Here is a 21,554-nt window from a genome sequence, read left to right on the forward strand (position 1 = left end):
GGGCTACGTCGGCGGCAGTGTCTGTTCGGGTTTGCCCGAAGGCTCGTTGAGCACCCGTAACAACCGTGCGGCCTCCGCCGCCACCGCTGCCCGGCCGTGCCGGACGTAGTCTCGGGGATCCACGGCGCCCCGGACATCCAGCCGCTCCCGCACACTCTGAGTGAACACGGTGTTGAGGTGAGTAGCGATGTTCACCTTGGTGATCCCGGCTCGCACCGCGCTGACCAGACCTTCATCGGGCACGCCGCTGGAGCCGTGAAGAACCAGCGGGACAGCGACCGCGTTCGCCAGCGCCGAGATCAACACCTCATCGAGGACGGCCTCGCGGCTCGTCATGGCATGCGAGCTACCAACCGCGACGGCCAGCGCATCGACGCCGGTGGCCTCCACAAAGCTATGGGCGTCCTCCGGGTCGGTTCGTACTCCGGGCCGGTGGACGCCGTCCTTTCCGCCGATCTCGCCGAGTTCGGCCTCAACCGGCACCTGGTGTACGTGGCAGGTAGCGACGACCTGCGCGGTTCGCCGGACATTCTCCGGGTAGTCCAGGCCGGAACCGTCGTACATCACCCCGGTGAACCCGAGGTCCACCGCCTCCAGCACAAGATCAAGGCTCTCGGCATGATCGAGGTGCACCGCGACCGGGACCGACGCGTCCTGGGCCAGCCGCAGCACGGCGCCACCCAACGGTGCCAGCGAACCGTGGTAGCGAACGCAGTTCTCGCTGATCTGCAGAATCACCGGAAGCTCAGTTGTCTCCGCAGCGGCCACGAACGCCTCGGCATGTTCCAGGAGCACGACGTTGAACGCCGCTACACCGTGCCGTTGTCGCACGGCGGTGTCCAGCAACTCACGAGTGGTGGTCAGTGTCATTCGTCCATCTCCCGGATCGTCACGGCCGACAGCAGGCTGTTGTAGGAGTCGGCGTCGAAATCTCCGGCCACAGGGGCCCGTACGGTGGCGGCCGACAGCGCGCAGGCAGAGCGCAGGACCGTCGGCCAGGCTTCGCGCCGCCGCAGCCCGCGGGCCAGCGCGGCGACAACCGAGTCGCCGGCACCGGTCGCGTTTCCGGTCACCGGGCTCGGCAGCCGAGCGCGCCAGGCGCCGTGCTCGGTCACCGCGATCAGACCGTCTGCACCCAGTGAGGCCACCACCGCGAGATCGGGCGCTCCCGCCATGGAACGCAGAGCCACGGCCGCGGCCAGCGGATCGGTGACCCCAGTCACCTGGCGCAACTCGTCGGCGTTGGGTTTCACCACGGAAGCCCCGGCGGCAACCGCCTCCAGAAGCCCCGGCCCACTCGTATCGACGATCGCCGCCACCTTGGCCGCCCTCGCCAACCGGACGATGTCGCCAGGCGCGCCTGGTGGAGCTCCCGGCGGGAGACTCCCCGAGCAAACCAGTACATCCGCTTGCCGGAGAAGCACGCCCACCCTGTCGAGCAGCACAGCCCAGTCCGCGGCGCGGACCACGGGGCCGGGCTCGCTCAACAGCGTGGCTGCGCCGGTCCGCCCGTCAACGACGGTCACGGTGCGGCGTGTGGCCCCGTCGAAGGTGACCAGACAGTCGACGATGCCGCCTTCACCGGCCAGTAGAGCCGCCACCTCGGCACCCTCGGTTCCGCCGACCAATCCAGTGGCTATCACGGGCACATCCAGACTGCCCAGCACGCGCGCGACGTTGAGTCCCTTGCCACCGGGTTTGCTCGTCACCTCCGTCACCCGGTGCACGGTTCCCGGAGTGAGTTCATCGACGGCGTAGGTGACGTCGATCGCCGGGTTCGGCGTCACCGTGACGACTGCCGTCACCGGACACCAACCGTCTCGGCCATCGCGCTCCGGGCGAGCAGACCTGCCCCCAGGCAGCCGGCGCGGTCACCGAGCGCGGCGGTCAGCAGCCGGGGGCTGCGCTGGAAGGTCAGCCGAGAGTCCAGCCGCGACTGCAGCGGCTCGAGCAACGTGGCTCCGGCCAAGGACAGGCCGCCACCGATCACCACGACCTCGGGGGCGACCAGTGACGATGCCATCGCCAACGCCGCCGCCAATGCATCGATCGCCTCTGTCCACACCGCACCTGCGACGGTGTCTCCGGCTGCTGCCAGCGACACCACCTCCTGGGTCCCACCGAGCTCGGCCCCCGAGCGGGACCGGTAGCGCCGCAGGATCGCCGCAGCCGACGCCACCGCCTCCAAACAGCCTTTCGCCCCGCAGGCACACAACTCCTCGTGCCCGACGGACACATGTCCGAGTTCTCCGGCCAGTCCGTCACCGTCCAGCAGCCGGCCGTCGACGACCATCCCGGCGGCGATTCCGGTACCGATGGGCACGAACATCGTGTTGCGGTACCCGGCCGCCGCCCCGTGCCGAGACTCGGCGAGGGCGCCCGCACGTACGTCGTGACCGAGTACCACGGGCAAGCCGATACGCCGGGCGGCCAACTCCCGCAACGGCACGTCGCGCCAGCCGAGGTTTTCCGACCAGACCGCCCGGCCACCGACGCTGTCGACGATGCCGGGCACCACCAGTCCACACGCGACCGCTTGCTCCGCCTGCGGCCGGCGACGCAGGTCGGCCAGCGCGCCGAGAATCGACTCCACGACGGCAGCCGGAGTGCGCGTTGCACGGGTTGGCCGTTCGAGCGTGGTCAGGGCGTGCCCGCGTTCGTCGAGGACCGCGCCCTTCAGCCGGGTCCCGCCTACGTCCAGCGCGATCACATCTCCCCGCATCACGGCCGAGCCGGGTCGAGCACCACAGATCGGTCGAGGTTGCGGGGCCGATCCGGGTCGAGCCCCTTCGCCGAACCCAGCGCGACGGCGAGCCGCTGCGCACGCACCAGGTCGGCCAACGGGTCGAGGCGGTCGGCGACCACCAGCGCGCCGGTCCGCTCGACCTCCTGCACGAGCCGGGGCGGCGAGCCGCCACCGAGGAACCACACGACACTGTTCTCGTCGGCCAGGCTGATGGGACCGTGCCGGTAGTCCATCGCAGGGTAGGACTCTGCCCAGGACAAGGACGCCTCGCGCATCTTCAGTGCCGCCTCATGCGCGAGACCGACCGTCCAGCCCTGGCCGAGGAAGACGAACTGATGCCGTTCGGCCACCTTCGGATCGACCGGTTCGGTGAGTAGCCGCTCCGCCTCCTGCCACGCCGGTTCCACGTCGTCGCCGACATGGGCGCGCAGCAACGCGAGCGCGCTCGTCGCGAATCTGGTCTGCACGACCGACTTCTCCTCGGCGAAGTCGAGAACGACGAGGTCATCAGCGAGATCGGCGACGGGGGTGGCCGGGTCCGCCGTGAGCGCGACGGTGGGAATGCGCCCCCGAACCAGCCGGAGCAGGTCGAGCACCTCACTGGTGGTGCCGGAGCGGGTTATCGCCACGAGTCGGTCATAGCTGCGTGCGGCCGGGAATTCCGAAGCGGCGAACGCATCGGTCTCACCGAGTCCCTGCTGTTCCCGTAGGGCAGCGTATGCCTGTGCCACGAACCACGAGGTGCCGCAACCGATGACCGCGACTCGTGCGCCCGCCCGCGGCAGCGCGTCGGCCGAGCGCGAAAGCTCGACGGCGCGCCTCCAGCACTGTGGCTGGCTGGCGATCTCGTTGTGGACGTGCGACTTCGACGTGCTGGTCAAGAAGACCTCCGGAAGAGTGTGGTTCATCGGTAGACGCGCAACGCTGGGACAGCAGCGTGCGGCGCTCCGTTGGTCGCGATCACCACGACGCGGAGCCGATCGGTCGTGACGGGTCGCTCGAGACGATGTACGCGGTGCCGTCGCCGGTTTCCGGCGACGTCCACCACGGCGGCCCAGCGGCCGTCCGTCGCCACCTCGACCCGGTAGTCCCGCACGAGCTCGGGCATGATCTCGAACGGGCTGCGGTGGTAGTGCAGGTTGTTCATGTACTCGTTGACGTCGTCGTCGAAGACGAGCTCCACCCGACCGACATCCACTGGCGACTCCCAGGCCAGTTCGATGTGCTCCGGCTCGCCGGACAGGCGCCGGGAGCACCACGACTGCGGACCCCCGTACGGACGGGCGTAACCGCCCACCGCGCGGTCGGATGCGAACGCGGCGGTCGGTGCCGCGAGTCGGAAGCACCAGCTGCTCCGTCCACGTGATCTCGCCACCCACTCCACCACCGGCTGCGCGTGTTCCAGGACGTCGACGCCGCCGTCGTCGACCTCCTTCACCTGCCTGCGGACGAGACTCACCGACCCGGTCTGCATGTGTTCGGCCAGGTGCAGACGCACTTGCGGATGTGCGCGAATGACGACGAACGCATTCTGTGGGGTCGTCGGCCGCCACCGCAGCGGCGCCGCCACCCACTGCTTGTCTCCGGCGGTCAGGGTTACCTCGGCGCTCGCCTCCACAGTGTGCGGAACGTAGTTCTGCGGACGACCCGTGCTCCACGCCTCAACGGTCAGGGACGTTCCGGCAGCCGACTCGTCCACGTCGAGCAACAGCTCGATGCCGTCCAGTTCCGGGTCTGCCGGGACCAGCAGCCCCACATCGGCGGTCAGCGGTTGCGCTCCCGAGGAATCCTCGACAGCCAATCGGGTCAGAGTGCTCGACGCCGACACGGTCGCGGCACGGGCCAGATCAGCCGGATCGTCGTAGGTGACACCGATGACCGCGGCATCCTGGCGCAGCAGCGCACGCTTGAGGTCCCCGATCGCCGTGGCACCGAGTTCACGGGGTCCGATCGCACGGTCCGCGCACATCGCCGCCGCCGTGCCCGCTGCCTCGCCCAGCACCGCACACGTGGCCATCACCCTGGTGCTGCCGAAGGCGATGTGCGAAGCGGAAATGTTGCGGCCGGCGAACAGCAGGTTGGCGGTGTTCACCGAGTACAGACAGCGGAACGGGATGCCGTAGGTACCGTTCGGGTACCACTGGGCCGCACCGCCGTCCTCGGCGTACATACCCCCTGGCGGGTGCAGATCGATCGACCAACCGCCGTACCCCACCACATCGGGAAAGTCTCGCTGATTCAGAATATCGTTCTGAGTGAGGACGTGGTCACCCACGAAACGCCGATACTCCCGCTTTCCCGGCACGGTGCCGACCCATTCGAGGGTGAGGGTTTCCGCGTCGAATCTTCCCGAATTCTTGATGTAGTCCCAGATTCCGTAGATCACCGACCACAGCTCGTCCCGGATGCGTTCGTTGTCGTGAACGGTGTCGAGCTCGCCACCCCATTCGATCCACCAGTAGGCGGCGCCGTTGTCCCCGGAACGAATGATCCTTCGTTCCGGGATGGACGTTGTCGTGATGTCCTTGGCGATATCCGGCGGTATGTAGCGAACCGGGCGGCCGAGATCCTTGGTGTAAAAAAGAATCGTGCTTCCGAGCGTCAGGTTGTCGGCCTTCTCCGGTGCCCAGCTCTCGTCGTGCTCGGTCTTCGCCTCGCGGCCGACCCGGTAACGGGCACCGGCCAGATGACCGACGAGACCGTCGCCCGTGCAGTCCAGGAAGACGGGAGAGACAAAACGAGTCTCTCGCTCCGACCCCATCGTCCATCCCGTGACCGACCGGACAACCCGCTCGTCCTCGGGACCAATGGCGTCGACCAGCCGGACGTCGGTGTTCAGAAACAGGGCGATGTTCGGCTCGGCCCGCACCGCGTCGAGCACGACCATGTCCCAGTAGAGCGGATTGCCCTCCGGGTTGCGGTGCTGATTCTCCAGGTAGAGCTCGCCGATGATCCCGGTCTCCCTGGCGTAGCGCTGCCTGCCCGCAGCGGTGGCTCCGCAGACCCAGACCCGGACCTCACTCGAGGAGTTACCGCCGAGCACGGGCCGGTTCTGGATCAGTGCCACCTCGGCTCCCGCCCGAGCCGCCGCGATGGCGGCACACACGCCGGCAAGACCACCGCCCACCACGGTGACAGCACAATGGACTTCTTCTGTGCGCATGGTTACTCGTAAGGTGTCAGCTCGGCGACCGTGGTGTACCCACCCACTCCGGCCACGGAGACCAGTCGCAGGTACCGCGCGTCGGTATCGGCAAAGGTGAGGTCCTTCGGCAGCGAGTCACGCGCCCATTCCCCAGACGTCACGTCCTGGAAGTTCTCCCCGTCGGCACTGACCTGAACGACGAAACGGGTGATGATTCCGTTGTAGCCGTCTATCCGGGGCTGGTATCGCAGCCCTGTCAGCACGCGGTCACGTCCCAGGTCGACGGTGAGGACGTGCGGGTGTGGCTCCGGCGGGTCCGGGATGGTCCGGGAATGCCAGTGGGTTCGCGGATCGCCGTCCACTGCGCGGCCCGTCGAGCCAGGGGTCTCGGTACTGGCGGTCGCCGTCAGCTCGGCAGCGGGTATCGGCTCTCCCGGTGGCGGTTGCGGCCACGTGATCGGCTCACCGGACTCCGGCTTGTCCGATGTGGGTGGTCCTTCCGGCCCGGTCCCCGGTCCCCGGATCAGTAGCTCGGTGACAACGGCAGAATGGTCGGAGTAGAAAGGGTAGAGGTCATCCAGCGCGTCGCCGCGCTGCTCCGGCAGTCGAACGGAGCGCGTGGACGAACCGAGGACCCGGACCCGCTCGCCCCGGGTCATGACGTAGTCGATGCGGGCTGGCGCATACATGAACGCGTTCGCCGCCGACCACGTCCTACCCGGGTACCGAGCCGCGTCCGGATTGGCGTACCGATAGGTGTCGGTGAAACCCGCGAGGTCGAAGGCACGAAGAACCGGCCAATCGATCACCATTCCCTCGTGGCCGGCCGCATCTGCGAAGCGGCCGGACCAGTCCACATGCGACTGGGTATTGAAGTCGCCACCAAGAATCACGGGCGCGGTGTCGTCGCCGACGTAGTGCTCGAGCCGCTCGTGGAGCAGCGTCCGAGCCATTTCCGTTCGGCGTACGTGATCTGTGGCTGCGAGTTCCTCGTTCGTCGACGTACGGTCCAGCCCCAGCGCGACCTCCATCGCCGAACGGTTCGTCGGCGACCAGGTGTTGCCCACGTGGTAGAGCCACGTGGTGAACGCGTGCATGTGCCCCCCGCCGGGGAGGCCCAGCCGGGCGCCACCGAAGTTGAACGACGTCAGTACGTCGTCCTCGACCACGGGGTAGATCTCCTCCACCGGCAGCCGGGTGAACAGCCACAGGTTGTCGCGATCCGGCTCCTGTCCCGGCTCGCGAGTGATCTGCACGCCGGTGAATTCCCGGTCGGCGGGCTGCTGACGGTTGAGTGCCCGTTCGATCTGTTTTCCGGTTCCGTAGGTCTCGACGGCGAACAGCACGTCCGGGTCCTCGGCGCGAACGAATTCCAGAAGTTCCGCGATGTTCTCGTCCTCGAAGCCGTGCTCGTGCCTGCCCTCGAGCCTGCCGCCCTGCCAGATGTTGAAGGCCATCACCTTCAGTGCTGTGCCCACCTCGTCCGCCGGCATGGAGCCGATCGCGACGTCGACGGTGAGCGCGCCCGGCCGCACCGGGAAAGCACGTGTCTCGAGCCGGCCGCTTTCGGTGTATGCCGTATGGCGCTCCACGACACCGTCGGACGCGGAGACGGTAACGATGCCCTCGTCGGTCCTTCCCGACCGCGCGGCCGACTCGACCTCGACGACACACGGTGCCTCGAGAACTCGCCGGGGCACGGTACGGGCCGCGACGTGCGGTGCTCGGAACACAGCACGGGCGGCAACGCGGTCACCGCACACGAGTTTCACGCCGACCCGACCGTGCTTGACCGCCAGATCCGGCGGTGCGCTCAGGGTGAAGGTCACCTCATCCGTGCCGGGATGCCTTCCGGTGGTCTCCCCGGGGATCGCACCGAGTGCCGTAAGCACCAGTGCGCCACCCACCGCGAGCGTGGTCCTGACCAGCGGGCGCATCAGTTCGCCGCCTCGGCGATATCCTGGAAGCTGGTCAGCAATTTCCGCGGCTGGGCATCGGAGTTGACTCCGGTGCCCAGCTGGCTGCCCATCGTCCCGCTGAGCTGCGCCCAGACCGGTTCGGATGTGGGATCGAACCGAGCCTGTGGAATGAGGTCGACGAACTCGGCCGTCTCGGGATCCTGGGCGAACTGCTCGGCAGCCGAACTCGTGGTCGGCAGAAGCCCTTCGGTACGGAGGTACTCGACGTAGTTCCCGGGTTGGTAGAAGTAGGCCAGGAAGTCGGACACGAGTTGCTGGTTGCCATCCTTTCGGAAAGCCATCAGGTAGTCCTGAACCCCGTGGGTCGCCGGCTCGGCGCCGTGCTGGGTGGGGTGAGTGGAGATCCCGAAGTCAATGCCGGCTTTGCGTACGGGCTCCATGAACGCCCGAGTACCGAAAGAGCCGTACACCATGGCCGCCTTGCCCTGGGCGAACAACGGCCAGGTGCCATCGGCGCGGTTGGTCTGCCCCGGATTGGCCTGGGTGAATCCGCGATTGGTGAGCGTCTTGAGGAACTCGAGTGTCTCGACGTTGCGAGGATCGTTGATCGTCCAGTCCTCACCGGTCATCCATCCGCCCCCGTTGGAGCGCGCCCAGGTACCGAACTCGTAGTGGCCGCCCTCGGTGCCAAGTGCGAGTGCGTACGGGACGTAGTCACCGGGCAGGGCCTTGATCTTCTCCGCCGCGGTCAGGAACTCCTCCCAGGTCGCAGGCGGCTTCTCGATTCCGGCCTCGGCGAAGATCGTTTTGTTGTAGTACAACCCGTTTACCGTGCCGACGAAGGGAAAGGCGTACTGCTCCCCGTTGTACGAGGCGTTCTCGGCGAAAGTCGGGAGGAAGTCCTCGAGCTGTTCGGGCGACATCAGCTCGTCGGCGCGATAGAGCAGATCAGACTCGGCGTAGTCGGCGAACAGGTTGATGTTGAGGATGTCCGGAATCTGCTGTGTCTGGATCATCGTGTTGACCTGACTCTGCAGGTTGCCCCAGTCGATCACCTGTAGGTCGATCGAGGCCCCGGGGTGCTCGTTCTCGAACTTCTCGATCAGGCCGTCCCAGTAGGGCTTGGTGTCCTCTGTGTACTGCGCTACCACCAGTTTGAGGTTCTGCCCGCCGTCTTCACCGCCGCCTGCGGTCCCGCAACCCGCGACGGCGAGGGCGGTGCCGGCGAACAGTGCCGTCAGGACTACCCGCTTCGATCTCCGTACTCTCATGGCATGCACACCTCGTTCAGTTGTTTCGGAGTAAACTCTGCGTCGGTCACCGGCTACTGCCCATGCTCAAACCGCTGATGAGCCGCTTCTCGATGAACGAGAACAGCAGCACCGCCGGGATGATCGCGATCAACGCGGCGGCGAACAGGTACTGGTAGTTGGTTTCGTAGAGCCCGACGAACTGCTGCACCCCGACCGTGAGCGGCACTCGTCCGGCCGTCGGATCGTTGAAGAGCGTCAGCGCGATGACGAACTCGTTCCATACCTGGATGAACGTGAAGATCGTGACGGTGATCAGCCCGGGGGCCGTCAACGGGAGGATCATCCGGAGCATGATCCGGAACCGGCCCAACCCATCGAGCATCGCGGCCTCGTCGATCTCGACCGACACCGCCCCCACGTGGGCATGCAGGATCCAGATCGCGAAAGCCAGGTTGAACGCGGAGTTCACGGCGATGATGAACCAGTACGAGTGCACGCCGTCGAGGAACAGCGCCTCCCGGTACAGACCGATCAACAGGGCCACCGCGGGGAACATCTGCGTCACGAGAATGACACCCAGGAAGGCGACCTTGCCCCGGAATCGCGTGCGCGCCAGGATGTAGGCCGCCGGTGCGGCAAGAACGAGCACCACCGCGGTGGAAACCAACGCCACCGTGAGGCTCACTCCGAAGTACTCGGCCAGCGGAATCTGCTTCCACACGTCGACGTAGTTCGACCACGCCCATTCCTGTGGAAGATACGACGCGGGAACCGCGAACAGTTCCGCATCGGTCTTCAGCGAGCCCAGCAACATCACCACGTAGGGAGCGAGGAAGAACAGGGCCACGCCCAAACCGGCGAGCGACAGTCCCACGGGGCGAACGCGACGCCACGATCTACCGACGGCAGAGGTCAGGGGCCCGCAGACCGCGGCCACCGACCTGGAGGTCTTCCATACGCTCAGCGCGAGGGCATCGAACCCGTGCCGCAGACCGCTCGGCCGCCCTGTCGCGGAGGTTTTCGTCGGTGCCGCGGCCTCCCGGTCCGGACGCAGCACCCGGACGTAGGCCAGGACGAGAACGATCAGGAAGGCGACGTTCAGCACCGCCAGCGCCGATGCCTCACCGGGGTCCAACTGGGCCACGAAAGCGATCTTGTACATCCAGGTCACGGTGGTGTCCGCGTGGTAACCCGCTGTCTTGCCCGCGATGACCCAGATCACGGTGAACGCGTTGAAAACGTGCAGCATGTTGAGCACGAGCGCCACCAACAGCGACGGCCGGAGCAACGGCAACGTGATGTGCCGCCAGGTGGTCCAGCCCCCGGCGCCGTCGATCCTGGCCGCCTCCAGTACGTCGTCCGGAATGGTCTGCAGGCCCGACAACAGCACGTATGTGGTGAACGGGATCGAGGTGACGACACCAACCGCCATGATCGAGTAGAAGGCGAACGCCGGGTCCTTGTACCACTCAACCGGCGCGCCAATGATCGACAGATCCATGAGCAGGCGGTTGAGCAGACCATTGCCGCCTTCGTAGATGAACCGCCACACGGTCGCGGTCATCACGAGCGAGGTGGCCCAAGGCACGATCAGCGCGAGCCGGACGAACCGTCTGCCGACGAACGGCTTGGCCAGGAACTGGGCGAGCCCAAGGGACAGCAGGACCGTGACACCAACGACAACGACCAGCCAGAGCAGGGTGTTGAGGACAATCTGCCCCAGCACCGGTTCCGCGAGAAGTTTGCGGTAGTTCTCCAGCCCCGCGAAACCGCGAACCTGGCCGATCCGATCGATGCGCAGGAACGACGTCCACACCATGTACACGGCCGGGAAAACGACAACCAGAATGATCAGTGCGGTACTCGGCGTCAGCCAGCGCGCCGGAACTGTGCGCTGCCACCAGGTAGTCCCGTGCGCACGGCCGCCAGGCTGCCCGCGCGTGGGGCCCGACTCGGAAGCATGAGCGGTTGCGACCGGTCGCTCCGCGGACCTCACCGCTTCGGGCACCCTGCACTCCTCTCACCGACTGGCTGTCCTTGCGCAGCAATAGTCCGACTTCGTATGATCGAAGTCAAGCGTTCGATCGAGATAACGAGCATGAACGATCATCAAATGCTCAGTGATTTGCATGTTCCGCAAGCAGCCGCCGAACGTTTTCACCGTCAGGAGCATCCGTTGACAGACCCCGCCAGGTATGCGCTCATTCCCGAACCCACACATCTCACCCCGCGCGCGGCCTCGTTCCGAATCGCCGGTGAAACCACGGTTTTCATCGCCCCGGGAGCTGAAACCGCAGGCCGGGCGCTGGAACGCGCGATCGGGCCATCCCTGCCCGGCAACGCACAGGACGCCGATATTCGCATCTCGATCGTTCCGGAGGGCCAGGGCACGAACGGCTACCGGCTGGACATCTCCACCGACCGCATCGATATCCTCGGCACCGATGCCACCGGCGCCTTCTACGGCGTGCAGACACTGCGCCAGCTGCTGCCGCCGGACAGCGAGGCCCCTGAAAGACCAGGTCGAACGCTGACCGTGCCCTGTGTCCAGATCGAGGATTTCCCGCGGTTCGCCTGGCGTGGCCTCATGCTCGACGTGGCACGGCACTTCATGCCCGTGGACTTTCTCCGCCGAGTCATCGACGTCCTGTCACTGCACAAACTGGACGTCCTGCACCTGCACCTGACTGACGACCAGGGCTGGCGGATCGAGGTGCCGGGGTACCCGCGACTCACCGAGGTGAGCGCATGGCGGACGGAGACGGTCATCGGGCACGACTCGGCCGTGCCGACCTGGGACCTCCGCTACGACGGGCGGTCACACGGTGGCTTCTACAGCACCGCCGAGCTCAGCGACCTCGTCGCCTACGCCGAAGAGCGGCACGTCACCATCATCCCTGAGGTCGACATGCCGGGACACATGCAGGCCGCCATCGCCGCGTACCCGGACCTCGGCAACGGCATCGCGGAACCGGAAGTCCGGCGGCGCTGGAACATAAGCACGCAGATTCTCTCGCTGAACGAGCCCGCGATGCGTTTTTGCCGGGATGTACTCACCGAGGTGACGAGGATCTTCCCCAGCGAGTTCATCCACTGCGGCGGCGACGAGGTGCCGACGGACGAATGGAGGATGAGCCCGCAGGTCCAACAGCGGATCAAGGATCTCGGACTGCCTGATGAGACCGCCTTGCAGGGCTGGTTCACCCGTCAGATCGCGGCTTTCCTCGACGAGCACGGCCGCCGACTTGTCGGCTGGGACGAAGTCCTGGACGCCCGCCCCTTGCCGGCCAACTGTGTTGTGATGCCGTGGCGGGGCGACACGGCGGTCCGGAACGCGCTGAATGCGGGAGTCGATGTCGTCATGACGCCCGCGCAGCACCTCTACCTCAACTACAACCAGAGCACCGATGTTCACGCCGAACCCCTCGCGATCGGCGGATTCGTGCCGTTGTCCATGGTTCACGCCTACACACCCGGACGGTTCGGGGATCGCGTACTGGGCGCACAGGCACAGTTGTGGACCGAGTACATCGATTCCCCCGAACTCGCCGAGTACATGCTCTTTCCCAGGCTGTGCGCCTTCGCCGAGGCGGTCTGGCGACAGGGAACCTCGCCGGATGCACCGGATTTCGCACGGTTTCTTGAGCGCTTGCGACCGCACCTGTCCCGGCTGGACGCCCTCGGCGTGCGGTACCGGCCGCTCGACGCGAAGCCGGATTGAGTCTGCCCGTCAGGCCGCTCAGGCCTGGAAGACCTCGACACCCGTTTCGCGGAACCGTTCGACTACCCGTGCATCGGCGTCCACATCGGTCACCAGAACGTCGAGCGCGGAAACAGGCACGATACGAGCGAAGGCGCGCTGGTCGAGCTTACTGCTGTCCGCTGCCACCACCACCCGCTCCGCGTGTGCGGCCAGGAGCGCGTTGGTGGCCGCTTCGCGTTCGTCGAATGCCATCGCGCCGAACTCGGGGCTGATCGCGTCGACCCCGATGACGGCCATGCCGACCGAGAGGCCCTCCAACATGCGTTCGGCCAGTGGACCGATGATCTCGTAGGAGTGGGTGCGTACAACGCCGCCGACGACCACCACCTTCACCTGCGGGCGGACCGCCAGTTCGCTGGCGATGTTGAGCGCGTTGGTGACGACCGTGACCCCCGGCTGGGACCCGTCGGTCTGAAAGGCTTCATGCAGTGCGATCGCCCTGGCGATGTTGGTTGTCGTCGTGCCTCCGTTGAGCCCGATCGTGGAGCCAGGTCGGATCAGCCCCGCGACGACCTGCGCGATGCGCTCCTTCTCCGGCGCCTGCCTGCTCGCCTTGTACCGGAGGGGCAGGTCGTAGGAAACGCTCGCTGCCACCGCCCCGCCGCGGGTCCGCGTCAACAACTGCTGCTTGGCCAGATGGTCGAGGTCCCGGCGCACCGTCGCCGGCGACGCACCGAGCTTCTCGACAACGTCGTCAACGGTGATCGAATCCTGGTCGGACAGCATGTCGAGCACAGCGGTCAGCCGTTCGTGACGATCCATGAAGTCCCCTCGGAAGGATCGATGGCGTTCGATGGTACTTTTGGCGATGTTCCAATCAACTCCGCGCACTGTACTCGCTGAACTACACGGCGGCGCGACGCACGCCCTTCACGCGAGCCGGGCGTCCAGGGTTCTCATGCCGTCCTCGTGCGAGATCTTGCGGAACAGTTCGCGGGCCTCTTCCCAGGCGGTCGTGGCCGCGCGCTGGTCGCCGGCCACACCGTGGGCGTCGCCGAGGGCGTGGAGCGTCCGCGCCAGGTAGGGGATCGAGCCGCGGGTTCGCCATACCCGGACCGCGCGTTCAAGGGTGGCGATGGCGGCGGGCAGGTCTCCTTCGGCGAGGTCCAACTGCCCGAGCACGCCGAGCGCGTCGGCGAGATAGTGGCCGAAGTTACCGTCCTCGCTGTGTGCCAGCGTCAGTTCGGCGGTCGCCCTGGCCCGCTCGTCCCCGATCGCGGCGAACAGCTTCGAGAGATAGAGCAGCGAGAATGTCTCCAGATAGCGGTAGTTCAACCGCCGTGCCATTTCCAGGGAGCTCTCCAGCAGTTCCTGGCCGCCGATGGTGTCACCGCAGAACGACTTCGCCGCGCCGAGGAACTGGGTGATCGTCGTGGTGTAGTGGGCGTTGCCGAGCGCCTCGGCGATCTTCGCCGCATGCTCCAGGACCGTGAGCGCCCCATGCGGGTCATCCTCGCCGTGGATGATCGCCATAACATGATACGCCCGCGCCTGGCCACCGAGGTAGTCCGCTTCGGCGGCCGTCCGCAGAGCGCGCTCCGCCAGGGCGAGCCCTTCCGCATCGTTTCCGTCGGCCGTCATGCTCCAGGCCAGGGTCGCCAGGGAATCGGCGATGCCGACCGGATGGTCCAGCATGGTGAACAGGTCGAGGAGCTGCGAAGCGTCCGCCCGCATCCGTGTCATCGCCGGCCCGGGACCCGCCGGTGAGCTCCACGTGGTGACCTCCAGCAGGCCGCGCATCAGCACGGCCTCGCCGAGCTTGTCACCGGTCTCCCGGCAGAGCGCGATCGTCTGCTCGTGCATGTGCTGCCAGCCGTCGTACAAGCCGCGCACGTTGAGATAGACCTCGGTGGACCCCGCGAGATCCCAGGCGAGCTGAGTGAGACCCGCCTCGCAGGCCTGGGCGACCCCGGCCATCAACGCGGCGTACTCCGCGCCGAACCAGGCCATCGGGTAGGCCAGCAGCGGTCCCGAGACCTCCGCGGGCAGCCGCCAGCGCGGCGCGACGCTGTGAATACGTGCGTAGCAGGGGCCCGGGACATGCTCCGCCGCGGCCTCCGCCAGCGCCAGCCACGCACCCAGGGCCCGTGCGAAGGCGGCCTTGCGCTCGGGTTCGGCGTCCTCGCGCCGCGCCCGCTCCCGCGCGTACAACCGGATCAGATCGTGGAACCGATACCTGAGGCTGCCCGTCTCGTCGGTCCGGGTGAGGTTCAGCAGATGAGCGTCGACCAGCGTCTCGATCTCGCGTTCGGCCTGCCGCACCGGCACGTCGAGGAGGGCCGCCACCGCCCAGGAGGCGAAGTCGGGCGCGTCGAGCAGCCCGGCCAGCCGGAAGGCCCGCTGGGCACCCGCGGGCAGCATCCGGTAGCTCATCTCGAATCCCGCGCGGATGTCGAGGTCCCCCGCGACGAGCTCGTCCAGCCGATGTCGTTCCTCAACGAGGACGTCGGCGAGGTGGGACAGAGTCCACTGCCTCCTGCTGAGGAGCCTGGCCGCCGAGATGCGCACCGCCAGCGGGACGCGGCCGCACAGCCGGACGATCTCCCGAGCAGCTTCCGGCTCGTCCTGGACGCGCTCGTAACCGACGATGTTGCTCAGCAGGCCCATGGCCTGGGCCGACGGCAGGACGTCGAGTTCCAGCATGCTGGCGCCCTCGAGGCCGACCAACCGCACACGTCCGGTGAGCAGTACGGCCGTGCCGGAACCCCCTGGCAGGAGCGGCCGCACCTGCTCCTCTCCGGCCACGTTGTCGAGCAGGACGAGGACTCTGCGGCCGGCCAGACAGCTCCGGAACAACGCCACGCGTTCGTCCAGGGATTCAGGTATGCCGGTACTGCTGATGCCCAGGGCGAACAGGAATCGGCTGAGCACGTCCGCCGGGCGGACAGGGTCGGCGGAGGCGCCGCGCAGGTCCGCGTAGAGCTGGCCGTCGGGGAAACGGCTCGCGATCCGGTGCGCGACGTGCACGGCAAGCGTGGTCTTACCCAAGCCCCCCAGACCCGCGATGCCGGCCATGGCGACGGTGCCCGGCCGTGGCGCGGTGAGGACCTCGGTGAGGCCGGCCACCTCATCGTCCCTGCCGGTGAAGTCGGCGATGCCCGGCGGCAACTCGGCGGGGGCGGGAGTCGCAGGCGCTCCCGTGAGCGTGGCCGCGACGCGGGGAGCGAGGTCGAGGGAAGGGTCCTGGGCGAGGATTCGCTGCTGCAGGTCGTGCAGCTCGTCGGCCGGGTCCAGGCCGGTCTCCTCGATCAGGGTCGTGCGGGCACGCGTGTACTCGGCGAGCGCGTCCGCCCGGCGACCACAGCGGTACAACGCCAGCATCAGCTGTGCGCGAAGCCGCTCTCGCAGGGGGTGCGCGCGGGTGAGCGCGGTCAGCTCGCCCAGCAGCTCGGTGTGGCGTCCCAGCGTCAGGTCCACGGCGATCCGCGACTGCAGGACCGACAGGCGGACCTCGTCCAGCCGCATGGCCTCCGCGGCCAGCATCGGGACATCGGTCATCCCGGCGAACGCCGGCCCGCGCCAGAGCCGCAGCGCCTCGTGCAGGCGGCGGGACGCCTCGTCCACCAGACCGGCGGCCTCCGCCGCCCGCCCCGCCTCGGCCAGGTGCTCGAACCTCGCCGCGTCGAGCTCGTCCCGGTCGACCGGGACCAGGTAGCCGCCGCCCTGCCGCACGACGCGAGCCGGGTCGCCCAGCTGCCGCCGAAGCCGGTGGACGTAGGTCTGCACGTTCTTTGTGGCGCTCTTCGGCGGGGTGTTCCCCCACAGCGCGACGGCCAGTTGATCTTCCGAAACGGGGTGACCGGCTCGGCACAGCAGCACCGCCACCAACACCCGCGCCTTGGGCGTGCCGAGATCGACCTGCTCGCCCTCTCGCCACACCGTCAGCGGACCCAGTATGCCAAACCTCATCGTGCTCCCTCGGCTGGAAGTACTGTAGACGTCGACGGCGAAGGCGCTATCGCACCACCGCACCAGCTGGCGGTTTCATGCCCCCGCTGAAGGTGCCGCCGTTCTCGCCGCCGTTCTCGCCGCCGGTGACGACGGCGGGCCGCTCGGGACCAGCGCTCGGTAGGTCGTGCCGGGCTCGCCGGAATATGTTCGCGGCCTCAGGCATTCTCTGGAGGAGATTGTGCCTGGAATCGCACAGGTTCGCGAAACGCATATGGTCAAACTCTAATCGCACCGGCAGTTCAATAACGCCCGGAGAATTAGTCGGAGGCACCGAGATGAGGTCCTTTGGCGGCTTCCCGTGATCTGCCACGCCGGATGTCGCCCGCGCATGCAAAAAGGCGCCCCCGCCAGCCTGTACTCGGCTGGCGGGGGCGCCTCGTGTCCCTGGTCCTCGTGCACGCACGCCCCCAGGAGACCTCGGGAATTACCTCAACTGTCAAACGAAAGCGTTTGCACCGAGACGTTACGCGGGTAGCGGCAGGGGTAGTACGTCGACCAGATAAGGCCGCCCCCGACGGCTTGCGTATCGCCCGTTACCGTGTGGCGCAGTCCGGAGCCATCTGGCCGAAGGCAACTCGCCTTGACCCAGTACCAGCCCTTGCCGTAGAGGCATCTCGCTCGAACATAGGAGCCTTTGGTGCCGGCGTCGATGCCGGTTGAACACCCGCTGGGCGCCGGAGCAGGCACCGGAGCCGCCTGCGCCGGAGTGGCGGTGGCAATTGACCCGGCGATCATGACTGACGCCAGCACACCGCTGGCTGCCTTCTTTTTGATCAAGTGATCCTCCAGCCTTTCTTCGCGAACGGTTTCCGGCCAATCAGGCCAGCATTTCGCACTGGAGGCTAATCACGGTGAGTACACGCCTGGTACACGAACAGAATACGGTCAGCGGGGGCAAATCTCCGTCGCTGAAGCGAGAACTCAACCCTCGGCGGCGAGCTGGCCGCAGGCCGCGGCGATCTCCTGACCGCGGGTGTCGCGCACCGTGCACGCCACTCCTCCGGCGTTCACCCTGCGCACGAACTCCCGCTCCACGGGCTTCGGCGAGGCGTCCCACTTGCTGCCCGGCGTCGGGTTCAGCGGGATCACGTTCACGTGCACCAGATGGCCCAGGTGCTGCCGCAGCACCTTCGCCAGCAGATCCGCCCGCCAGGGATGGTCGTTCATGTCCCGGATCAGCGCGTACTCGATGGAGACCCGTCGCCCGCTCACGTCCAGGTAGTAGCGCGCCGCCTGCAGCACCTCGTCGATCGACCACCGGTTGTTCACCGGCACCAACTCGTCGCGCAACTCGTCATCCGGCGCATGCAGCGACAACGCCAGGCGCACCTGCATCTTCTCGTCAGCCAGCTTCCGGATCGCCGGAGCCAGGCCCACCGTCGACACCGTCACCGACCGCTGCGAAATCCCCAGCCCCTCCGGTGCGGGCTCGGTGATCCGGCGCACCGCCGCTACCACCCGCTTGTAGTTCGCCAGCGGCTCACCCATGCCCATGAAGACGATGTTCGACAACCTGCCGGGACTGGGCTTGCCGTCCGCTCCCGGCATCAGGCCGTCGCGCATCACGGCAGCTGCCGAACGAACCTGGTCGACGATCTCGGCGGTGGAGAGGTTGCGTTCGAGTCCACCCTGGCCGGTAGCACAGAACGGACAGGCCATGCCGCAGCCGGCCTGGCTGGAGATGCACAGCGTCGCGCGGTCGGGATAGCGCATCAGGACGCTCTCCAGCAGCGTGCCGTCGTGTGCGCGCCAGAGCATCTTCCGGGTGCTGCCGTCGTCACAGGCCAGCGCCCGGATCTCGGAGAGCAGCGGCGGCATCAGGTCGCCGACCAGCCGCTCCCTTGACGCGGCCGGGATGTCGGTCATCTCGGCCGGATCGACCGTCAGCCGCGAGAAGTAGTGATTGGACAGCTGCTTCGCGCGAAACGGCTTCTCGCCGAGCGCGACCACAGCCTCGGCCCGCTCGGCGGCGGTGAGGTCCGCGAGGTGCCGAGGCGGCATGCCGCGCCGGGGGGCTTCGAAAACAAGGGGGAGGGCAGTCATAACCGTTCCATTGTCCCATGCCCCCGCCGATGACCTGCGGCCCGACCATCCTCCTTGACATCCGATAGTTAACGACATATCGTTGACATGTCGAGATACTCTCGGCAATACCGAAAGGAAGCAGCACCATGCGAGGACAGAGAAGGATGCGCCCGCCGTTCGCGGGCCACGGATTCGACCGCCATGCACCACACCGTCACGGCGGCTTCGGTCCGATGCCACCGGTTCCCCCCGGCTGGGGTGGGCCGCATGGCGGCCGGGGCAGGGGCCCCGGCGGACGGCGCGGCAGGCGCGGGGACGTCAGGCTGGCGATCCTGACCCTGCTGGCCGAGCAGCCTCGGCACGGGTACGAGATCATCAGCGAGATCGGTGAGCGCAGCAACGGGCTCTGGCGCCCGAGCCCAGGCTCGATCTACCCGACACTGCAGCTATTGGCCGACGAGGGTCTCGTCGTCAGCAACGAAGCGGGCGGCAAGCGCCTGTTCGAACTGACCGACGAGGGCAGGACCGCCGTCGCGAAGCAGGAGAGCAAGCCGCCGTGGGAGCACATGACGCAGGACGCCGACCCGATCGACGTCGAACTTCGCAAGGCGGCAGGCGCACTCATGGGTGCGATGCACCAGGTGTCGACGGCAGCATCGGCGGCACAGAAGGCGAAGGCCGTCAGCGTGATCAACGAGGCGCGCAGGGCGCTTTACGGGATCCTCGGCGAGATCGAGGAATCCGGACCGGCCGAATGAGCCGGGCGCGTCAGGCGGACCAACCCGGAAGGCTTCTCGCGGACGAGTACGCGGTAGCCGACCGGGACGGTCAGCGGACGCGCCGGACCGGCGCCGTTGCGCCGGACCACCTCGCCGATGGCGCGTTCGGCGACTGAGGGGCTGAACTCGATCCGCAGAGCCGACTCCGCCGCGGCGAGATTCTCGAAGCGCCATATGGTTTCCACACGGAGGCAACGGAATCCCTGCTCGGCGAAGAACCTGTCGACGTCTGCCGGGTCGTAGTCGGGCAGATCGGCTCGCATCCAGTCGCCGTAGGGCTGGTGCCGCACGTCGAGGTCGACGATCGCCAGCGCCCCTCCCTTGCGCAGGACCCGGTCCGCCTCGTTGAGTCCCGGTTCGCAGCCACGGCCGAAGAAGTAGGCGGTGCGCGCGTGGACGAGGTCAACGCTGGCGGACGCGAGCGGCAACCGCTGCGCCGCGCCCTGCTTCACGTTGACGCCAGTGATCTCATTCACCCGCCGGCGAGCGCGCCGTACCAGCGGTGGATGTGGTTCGACGCCCACGACGGACCTTGCCGTCTCGGCGAACAGCGGCAGGTGGAAGCCGTCGCCACAGCCGACGTCCACGACATCCTTGCCTGCCCAGTCGACCTCGGCCCGCAGCGTGCGCCAGAGCTCGCCGCCCACGTCCTGCGCGTGGTTCTCCAGCTCGTAAGCATCGGGGTGATACCAGATATTGGGACTGGGCAGGATTTCCGCCCTGCGCACAAACCTGATCACATGACCAGCGTATTCGGTCGGGGCGGTCGCCGGGACCACTTGGGGAGTTCTCACGGCGGGGAGTTCTCACGGCGGGGACTTCTCCATGCCAATTCAGGAAATCCCACCATCCGCAGCCTGCTCAGGTCGTAACATGGTTCGCTCACCGGAGGTGATGATCATGTCGCTCGACCTTTCCGCCACCACGCCGGACCTCCTGCCAGGAACTCCCTGCTGGGTGGAACTCGCAACGCCGGACGAGTCGGCTGCACAGTACTTCTACTCGGCGCTGTTCGGCTGGACCTATCAAGACAAACCGGACCCTGCGACTGGTCGCTACACACTCGCCACCCTTGCCGGTGTGCCCACGGGCGGGATGTACCTCGCGGGGGCGGGACAGGCGCCGGGGTGGACATTGCACCTGTGCGTGCACAACACCGCCGCGGCGGCGGATTGGGTCGAGCATCTGGGTGGCCGCACCACGTTGGGTCCGGTCGACATCCCGAACCGGGGCAGCATCCTGCACGTTGTCGACCCGAGCGGCGTGCCGGTCGTTCTGTGGCAGCCGGCCACCTCGTGGAGCTTCGGCTTCGGCGCCCCGGGAATGTTCGGGGGTGCCGATCTCAACACGCACGACGGAGCGGCTTCGGATGGGTTCTTCTGTCGGCTGTTCGGCTACAGCAACATGCAGATCGGCGCCGAGGGGCTGGACTACGCGGAATGGCGCCTCGGTCAGCAGCCGGTGCTCTACCGCTACGTGATGGGCACGGAATACCAGGCGACCACGCAGCCACACTGGATGGTCTACTTCGAGGTGGATCCGTCAGTGGGCACGGATCTGACCGCGGCGCAGGCGCAGAAGCTGGGCGGCCGGATCGTGGCACCACCGTTCGACACCCCCTTCGGCCGGACCGCGGTGCTCGCGGACCCCGGCGGCGGCACGTTCTCGGTGATCGACCACAGCAACCCGATCGAGGGCTGGGGCAGGGCGGAAGTAGACGATCCGTACGGCGACTGAGGCGGCAACGAAAAGAAACCACAACGAAAGCCGCCCGCCGAAGGAGACGCACGCAGCACGGAGCCTGCGAAGTGCTGCCAATCAGACACCGACTGAGGCGGGCAGAAAAAGAAACCACAACGAAAGCCGCCCGCCGAAGGAGACGCACGCAGCACGGAGCCTGCGGAGTGGTGCCAAATAAGCACAGCCTGAGGCGAAGCGACCCCCGTACTCAAGTCACCCCGCACGCCCCAGCC

At 67.2% G+C, this 21,554-nt stretch carries 17 protein-coding genes; 3 read left to right on the forward strand and 14 right to left on the reverse strand.

Annotated elements, in window-relative coordinates; all coding sequences use genetic code 11:
* Positions 1-3 precede the first annotated feature (3 nt).
* From BM199_RS04420 to BM199_RS04455, 8 genes are read right to left on the reverse strand one after another with little or no spacing between them, the layout of a single operon-like run.
* On the reverse strand, positions 4-870 hold the full coding sequence (locus BM199_RS04420) for a class II fructose-bisphosphate aldolase (RefSeq protein WP_091669963.1): 867 nt from the start codon (positions 868-870) through the stop codon (positions 4-6).
* Entirely contained in the window at positions 867-1,805 is a 939-nt protein-coding gene (locus tag BM199_RS04425) for a 1-phosphofructokinase family hexose kinase (RefSeq protein WP_091669968.1), read from the reverse strand. Before BM199_RS04425 ends, BM199_RS04420 begins: the two co-directional genes overlap by 4 nt.
* Positions 1,802-2,722 carry an ROK family protein gene (locus tag BM199_RS04430; RefSeq protein ID WP_091669972.1) on the reverse strand — a complete coding sequence of 307 codons (921 nt, stop codon included), beginning with the start codon at positions 2,720-2,722 and terminating at the stop codon, positions 1,802-1,804. The genes BM199_RS04425 and BM199_RS04430 overlap by 4 nt, the downstream gene beginning before the upstream one ends.
* Positions 2,722-3,627 carry an SIS domain-containing protein gene (locus tag BM199_RS04435; protein WP_245788153.1) on the reverse strand — a complete coding sequence of 302 codons (906 nt, stop codon included), beginning with the start codon at positions 3,625-3,627 and terminating at the stop codon, positions 2,722-2,724. Before BM199_RS04435 ends, BM199_RS04430 begins: the two co-directional genes overlap by 1 nt.
* A gap of 23 nt (positions 3,628-3,650) precedes the next feature.
* Positions 3,651-5,909, reverse strand: coding sequence for an FAD-dependent oxidoreductase (locus BM199_RS04440; RefSeq protein WP_091669982.1), 2,259 nt, complete (start codon positions 5,907-5,909; stop codon positions 3,651-3,653).
* A 2-nt stretch (positions 5,910-5,911) separates the two neighbouring features.
* Positions 5,912-7,828 (reverse strand): discoidin domain-containing protein, encoded by a 1,917-nt coding sequence (locus tag BM199_RS04445; protein ID WP_091669986.1) that lies wholly within the window; start codon positions 7,826-7,828, stop codon positions 5,912-5,914.
* The gene (locus BM199_RS04450; RefSeq protein WP_091669991.1) at positions 7,828-9,081 is read right to left on the reverse strand and encodes an extracellular solute-binding protein; all 1,254 of its coding nucleotides are present in this window, start codon (positions 9,079-9,081) and stop codon (positions 7,828-7,830) included. The genes BM199_RS04445 and BM199_RS04450 overlap by 1 nt, the downstream gene beginning before the upstream one ends.
* Before the next feature lie 46 nt (positions 9,082-9,127).
* Positions 9,128-11,071: an ABC transporter permease gene (locus BM199_RS04455; RefSeq protein WP_218160288.1), complete on the reverse strand. Its 1,944-nt coding sequence runs from the start codon at positions 11,069-11,071 to the stop codon at positions 9,128-9,130.
* Positions 11,072-11,239: 168 nt separating this feature from the next.
* Between BM199_RS04455 and BM199_RS04460 the strand changes: the two genes are divergently transcribed.
* Complete coding sequence (locus BM199_RS04460) at positions 11,240-12,784, forward strand: beta-N-acetylhexosaminidase (RefSeq protein WP_245788154.1); 1,545 nt, start codon at positions 11,240-11,242, stop codon at positions 12,782-12,784.
* Between the two features lie 18 nt (positions 12,785-12,802).
* Here the strand turns inward: BM199_RS04460 and BM199_RS04465 are convergent, their stop codons facing one another.
* The 5 genes from BM199_RS04465 to rlmN form a co-directional block, all read right to left on the reverse strand.
* The gene (locus BM199_RS04465; protein WP_091669997.1) at positions 12,803-13,588 is read right to left on the reverse strand and encodes a DeoR/GlpR family DNA-binding transcription regulator; all 786 of its coding nucleotides are present in this window, start codon (positions 13,586-13,588) and stop codon (positions 12,803-12,805) included.
* A 108-nt stretch (positions 13,589-13,696) separates the two neighbouring features.
* Positions 13,697-16,735: an AfsR/SARP family transcriptional regulator gene (locus BM199_RS04470; RefSeq protein ID WP_091670000.1), complete on the reverse strand. Its 3,039-nt coding sequence runs from the start codon at positions 16,733-16,735 to the stop codon at positions 13,697-13,699.
* Positions 16,736-16,781: 46 nt separating this feature from the next.
* Positions 16,782-16,940 carry a hypothetical protein gene (locus BM199_RS33720; RefSeq protein WP_177242468.1) on the reverse strand — a complete coding sequence of 53 codons (159 nt, stop codon included), beginning with the start codon at positions 16,938-16,940 and terminating at the stop codon, positions 16,782-16,784.
* Positions 16,941-17,206: 266 nt separating this feature from the next.
* Positions 17,207-17,554 (reverse strand): hypothetical protein, encoded by a 348-nt coding sequence (locus BM199_RS33180; protein ID WP_143101764.1) that lies wholly within the window; start codon positions 17,552-17,554, stop codon positions 17,207-17,209.
* Between the two features lie 144 nt (positions 17,555-17,698).
* Complete coding sequence (rlmN, locus tag BM199_RS04480) at positions 17,699-18,820, reverse strand: dual-specificity RNA methyltransferase RlmN (protein WP_091670005.1); 1,122 nt, start codon at positions 18,818-18,820, stop codon at positions 17,699-17,701.
* A 128-nt stretch (positions 18,821-18,948) separates the two neighbouring features.
* Here rlmN and BM199_RS04485 point away from each other — a divergent pair, with 128 nt between their 5' ends.
* Positions 18,949-19,560: a PadR family transcriptional regulator gene (locus tag BM199_RS04485; RefSeq protein WP_245788155.1), complete on the forward strand. Its 612-nt coding sequence runs from the start codon at positions 18,949-18,951 to the stop codon at positions 19,558-19,560.
* Here the strand turns inward: BM199_RS04485 and BM199_RS04490 are convergent.
* Positions 19,515-20,321 (reverse strand): class I SAM-dependent methyltransferase, encoded by an 807-nt coding sequence (locus BM199_RS04490; protein ID WP_245788156.1) that lies wholly within the window; start codon positions 20,319-20,321, stop codon positions 19,515-19,517. The two genes, BM199_RS04485 and BM199_RS04490, sit on opposite strands and share 46 nt — an antisense overlap.
* 160 nt (positions 20,322-20,481) lie before the next feature.
* Between BM199_RS04490 and BM199_RS04495 the strand changes: the two genes are divergently transcribed.
* The gene (locus BM199_RS04495) at positions 20,482-21,318 is read left to right on the forward strand and encodes a VOC family protein (protein WP_091670834.1); all 837 of its coding nucleotides are present in this window, start codon (positions 20,482-20,484) and stop codon (positions 21,316-21,318) included.
* Positions 21,319-21,554 lie beyond the last annotated feature (236 nt).

Origin of the sequence: Amycolatopsis marina, assembly GCF_900111885.1 — a bacterium.
GTDB classification, from domain to species: Bacteria; Actinomycetota; Actinomycetes; order Mycobacteriales; family Pseudonocardiaceae; genus Amycolatopsis; species Amycolatopsis marina.

What these genes read in the sequence shown, in the direction of transcription:
- BM199_RS04495 (WP_091670834.1), top strand. Translation starts at nt 20,482, where the DNA reads ATGTCGCTCGACCTTTCCGCCACCACGCCGGACCTCCTGCCAGGAACT.
- BM199_RS04450 (WP_091669991.1), bottom strand. Translation starts at nt 9,081, where the DNA reads ATGAGAGTACGGAGATCGAAGCGGGTAGTCCTGACGGCACTGTTCGCC.
- BM199_RS04445 (WP_091669986.1), bottom strand. Translation starts at nt 7,828, where the DNA reads ATGCGCCCGCTGGTCAGGACCACGCTCGCGGTGGGTGGCGCACTGGTG.
- BM199_RS04420 (WP_091669963.1), bottom strand. Translation starts at nt 870, where the DNA reads ATGACACTGACCACCACTCGTGAGTTGCTGGACACCGCCGTGCGACAA.
- BM199_RS04440 (WP_091669982.1), bottom strand. Translation starts at nt 5,909, where the DNA reads ATGCGCACAGAAGAAGTCCATTGTGCTGTCACCGTGGTGGGCGGTGGT.
- BM199_RS33720 (WP_177242468.1), bottom strand. Translation starts at nt 16,940, where the DNA reads ATGCCTGAGGCCGCGAACATATTCCGGCGAGCCCGGCACGACCTACCG.
- BM199_RS04485 (WP_245788155.1), top strand. Translation starts at nt 18,949, where the DNA reads ATGCGAGGACAGAGAAGGATGCGCCCGCCGTTCGCGGGCCACGGATTC.
- BM199_RS04465 (WP_091669997.1), bottom strand. Translation starts at nt 13,588, where the DNA reads ATGGATCGTCACGAACGGCTGACCGCTGTGCTCGACATGCTGTCCGAC.
- BM199_RS04430 (WP_091669972.1), bottom strand. Translation starts at nt 2,722, where the DNA reads ATGCGGGGAGATGTGATCGCGCTGGACGTAGGCGGGACCCGGCTGAAG.
- BM199_RS04470 (WP_091670000.1), bottom strand. Translation starts at nt 16,735, where the DNA reads ATGAGGTTTGGCATACTGGGTCCGCTGACGGTGTGGCGAGAGGGCGAG.
- rlmN (WP_091670005.1), bottom strand. Translation starts at nt 18,820, where the DNA reads ATGACTGCCCTCCCCCTTGTTTTCGAAGCCCCCCGGCGCGGCATGCCG.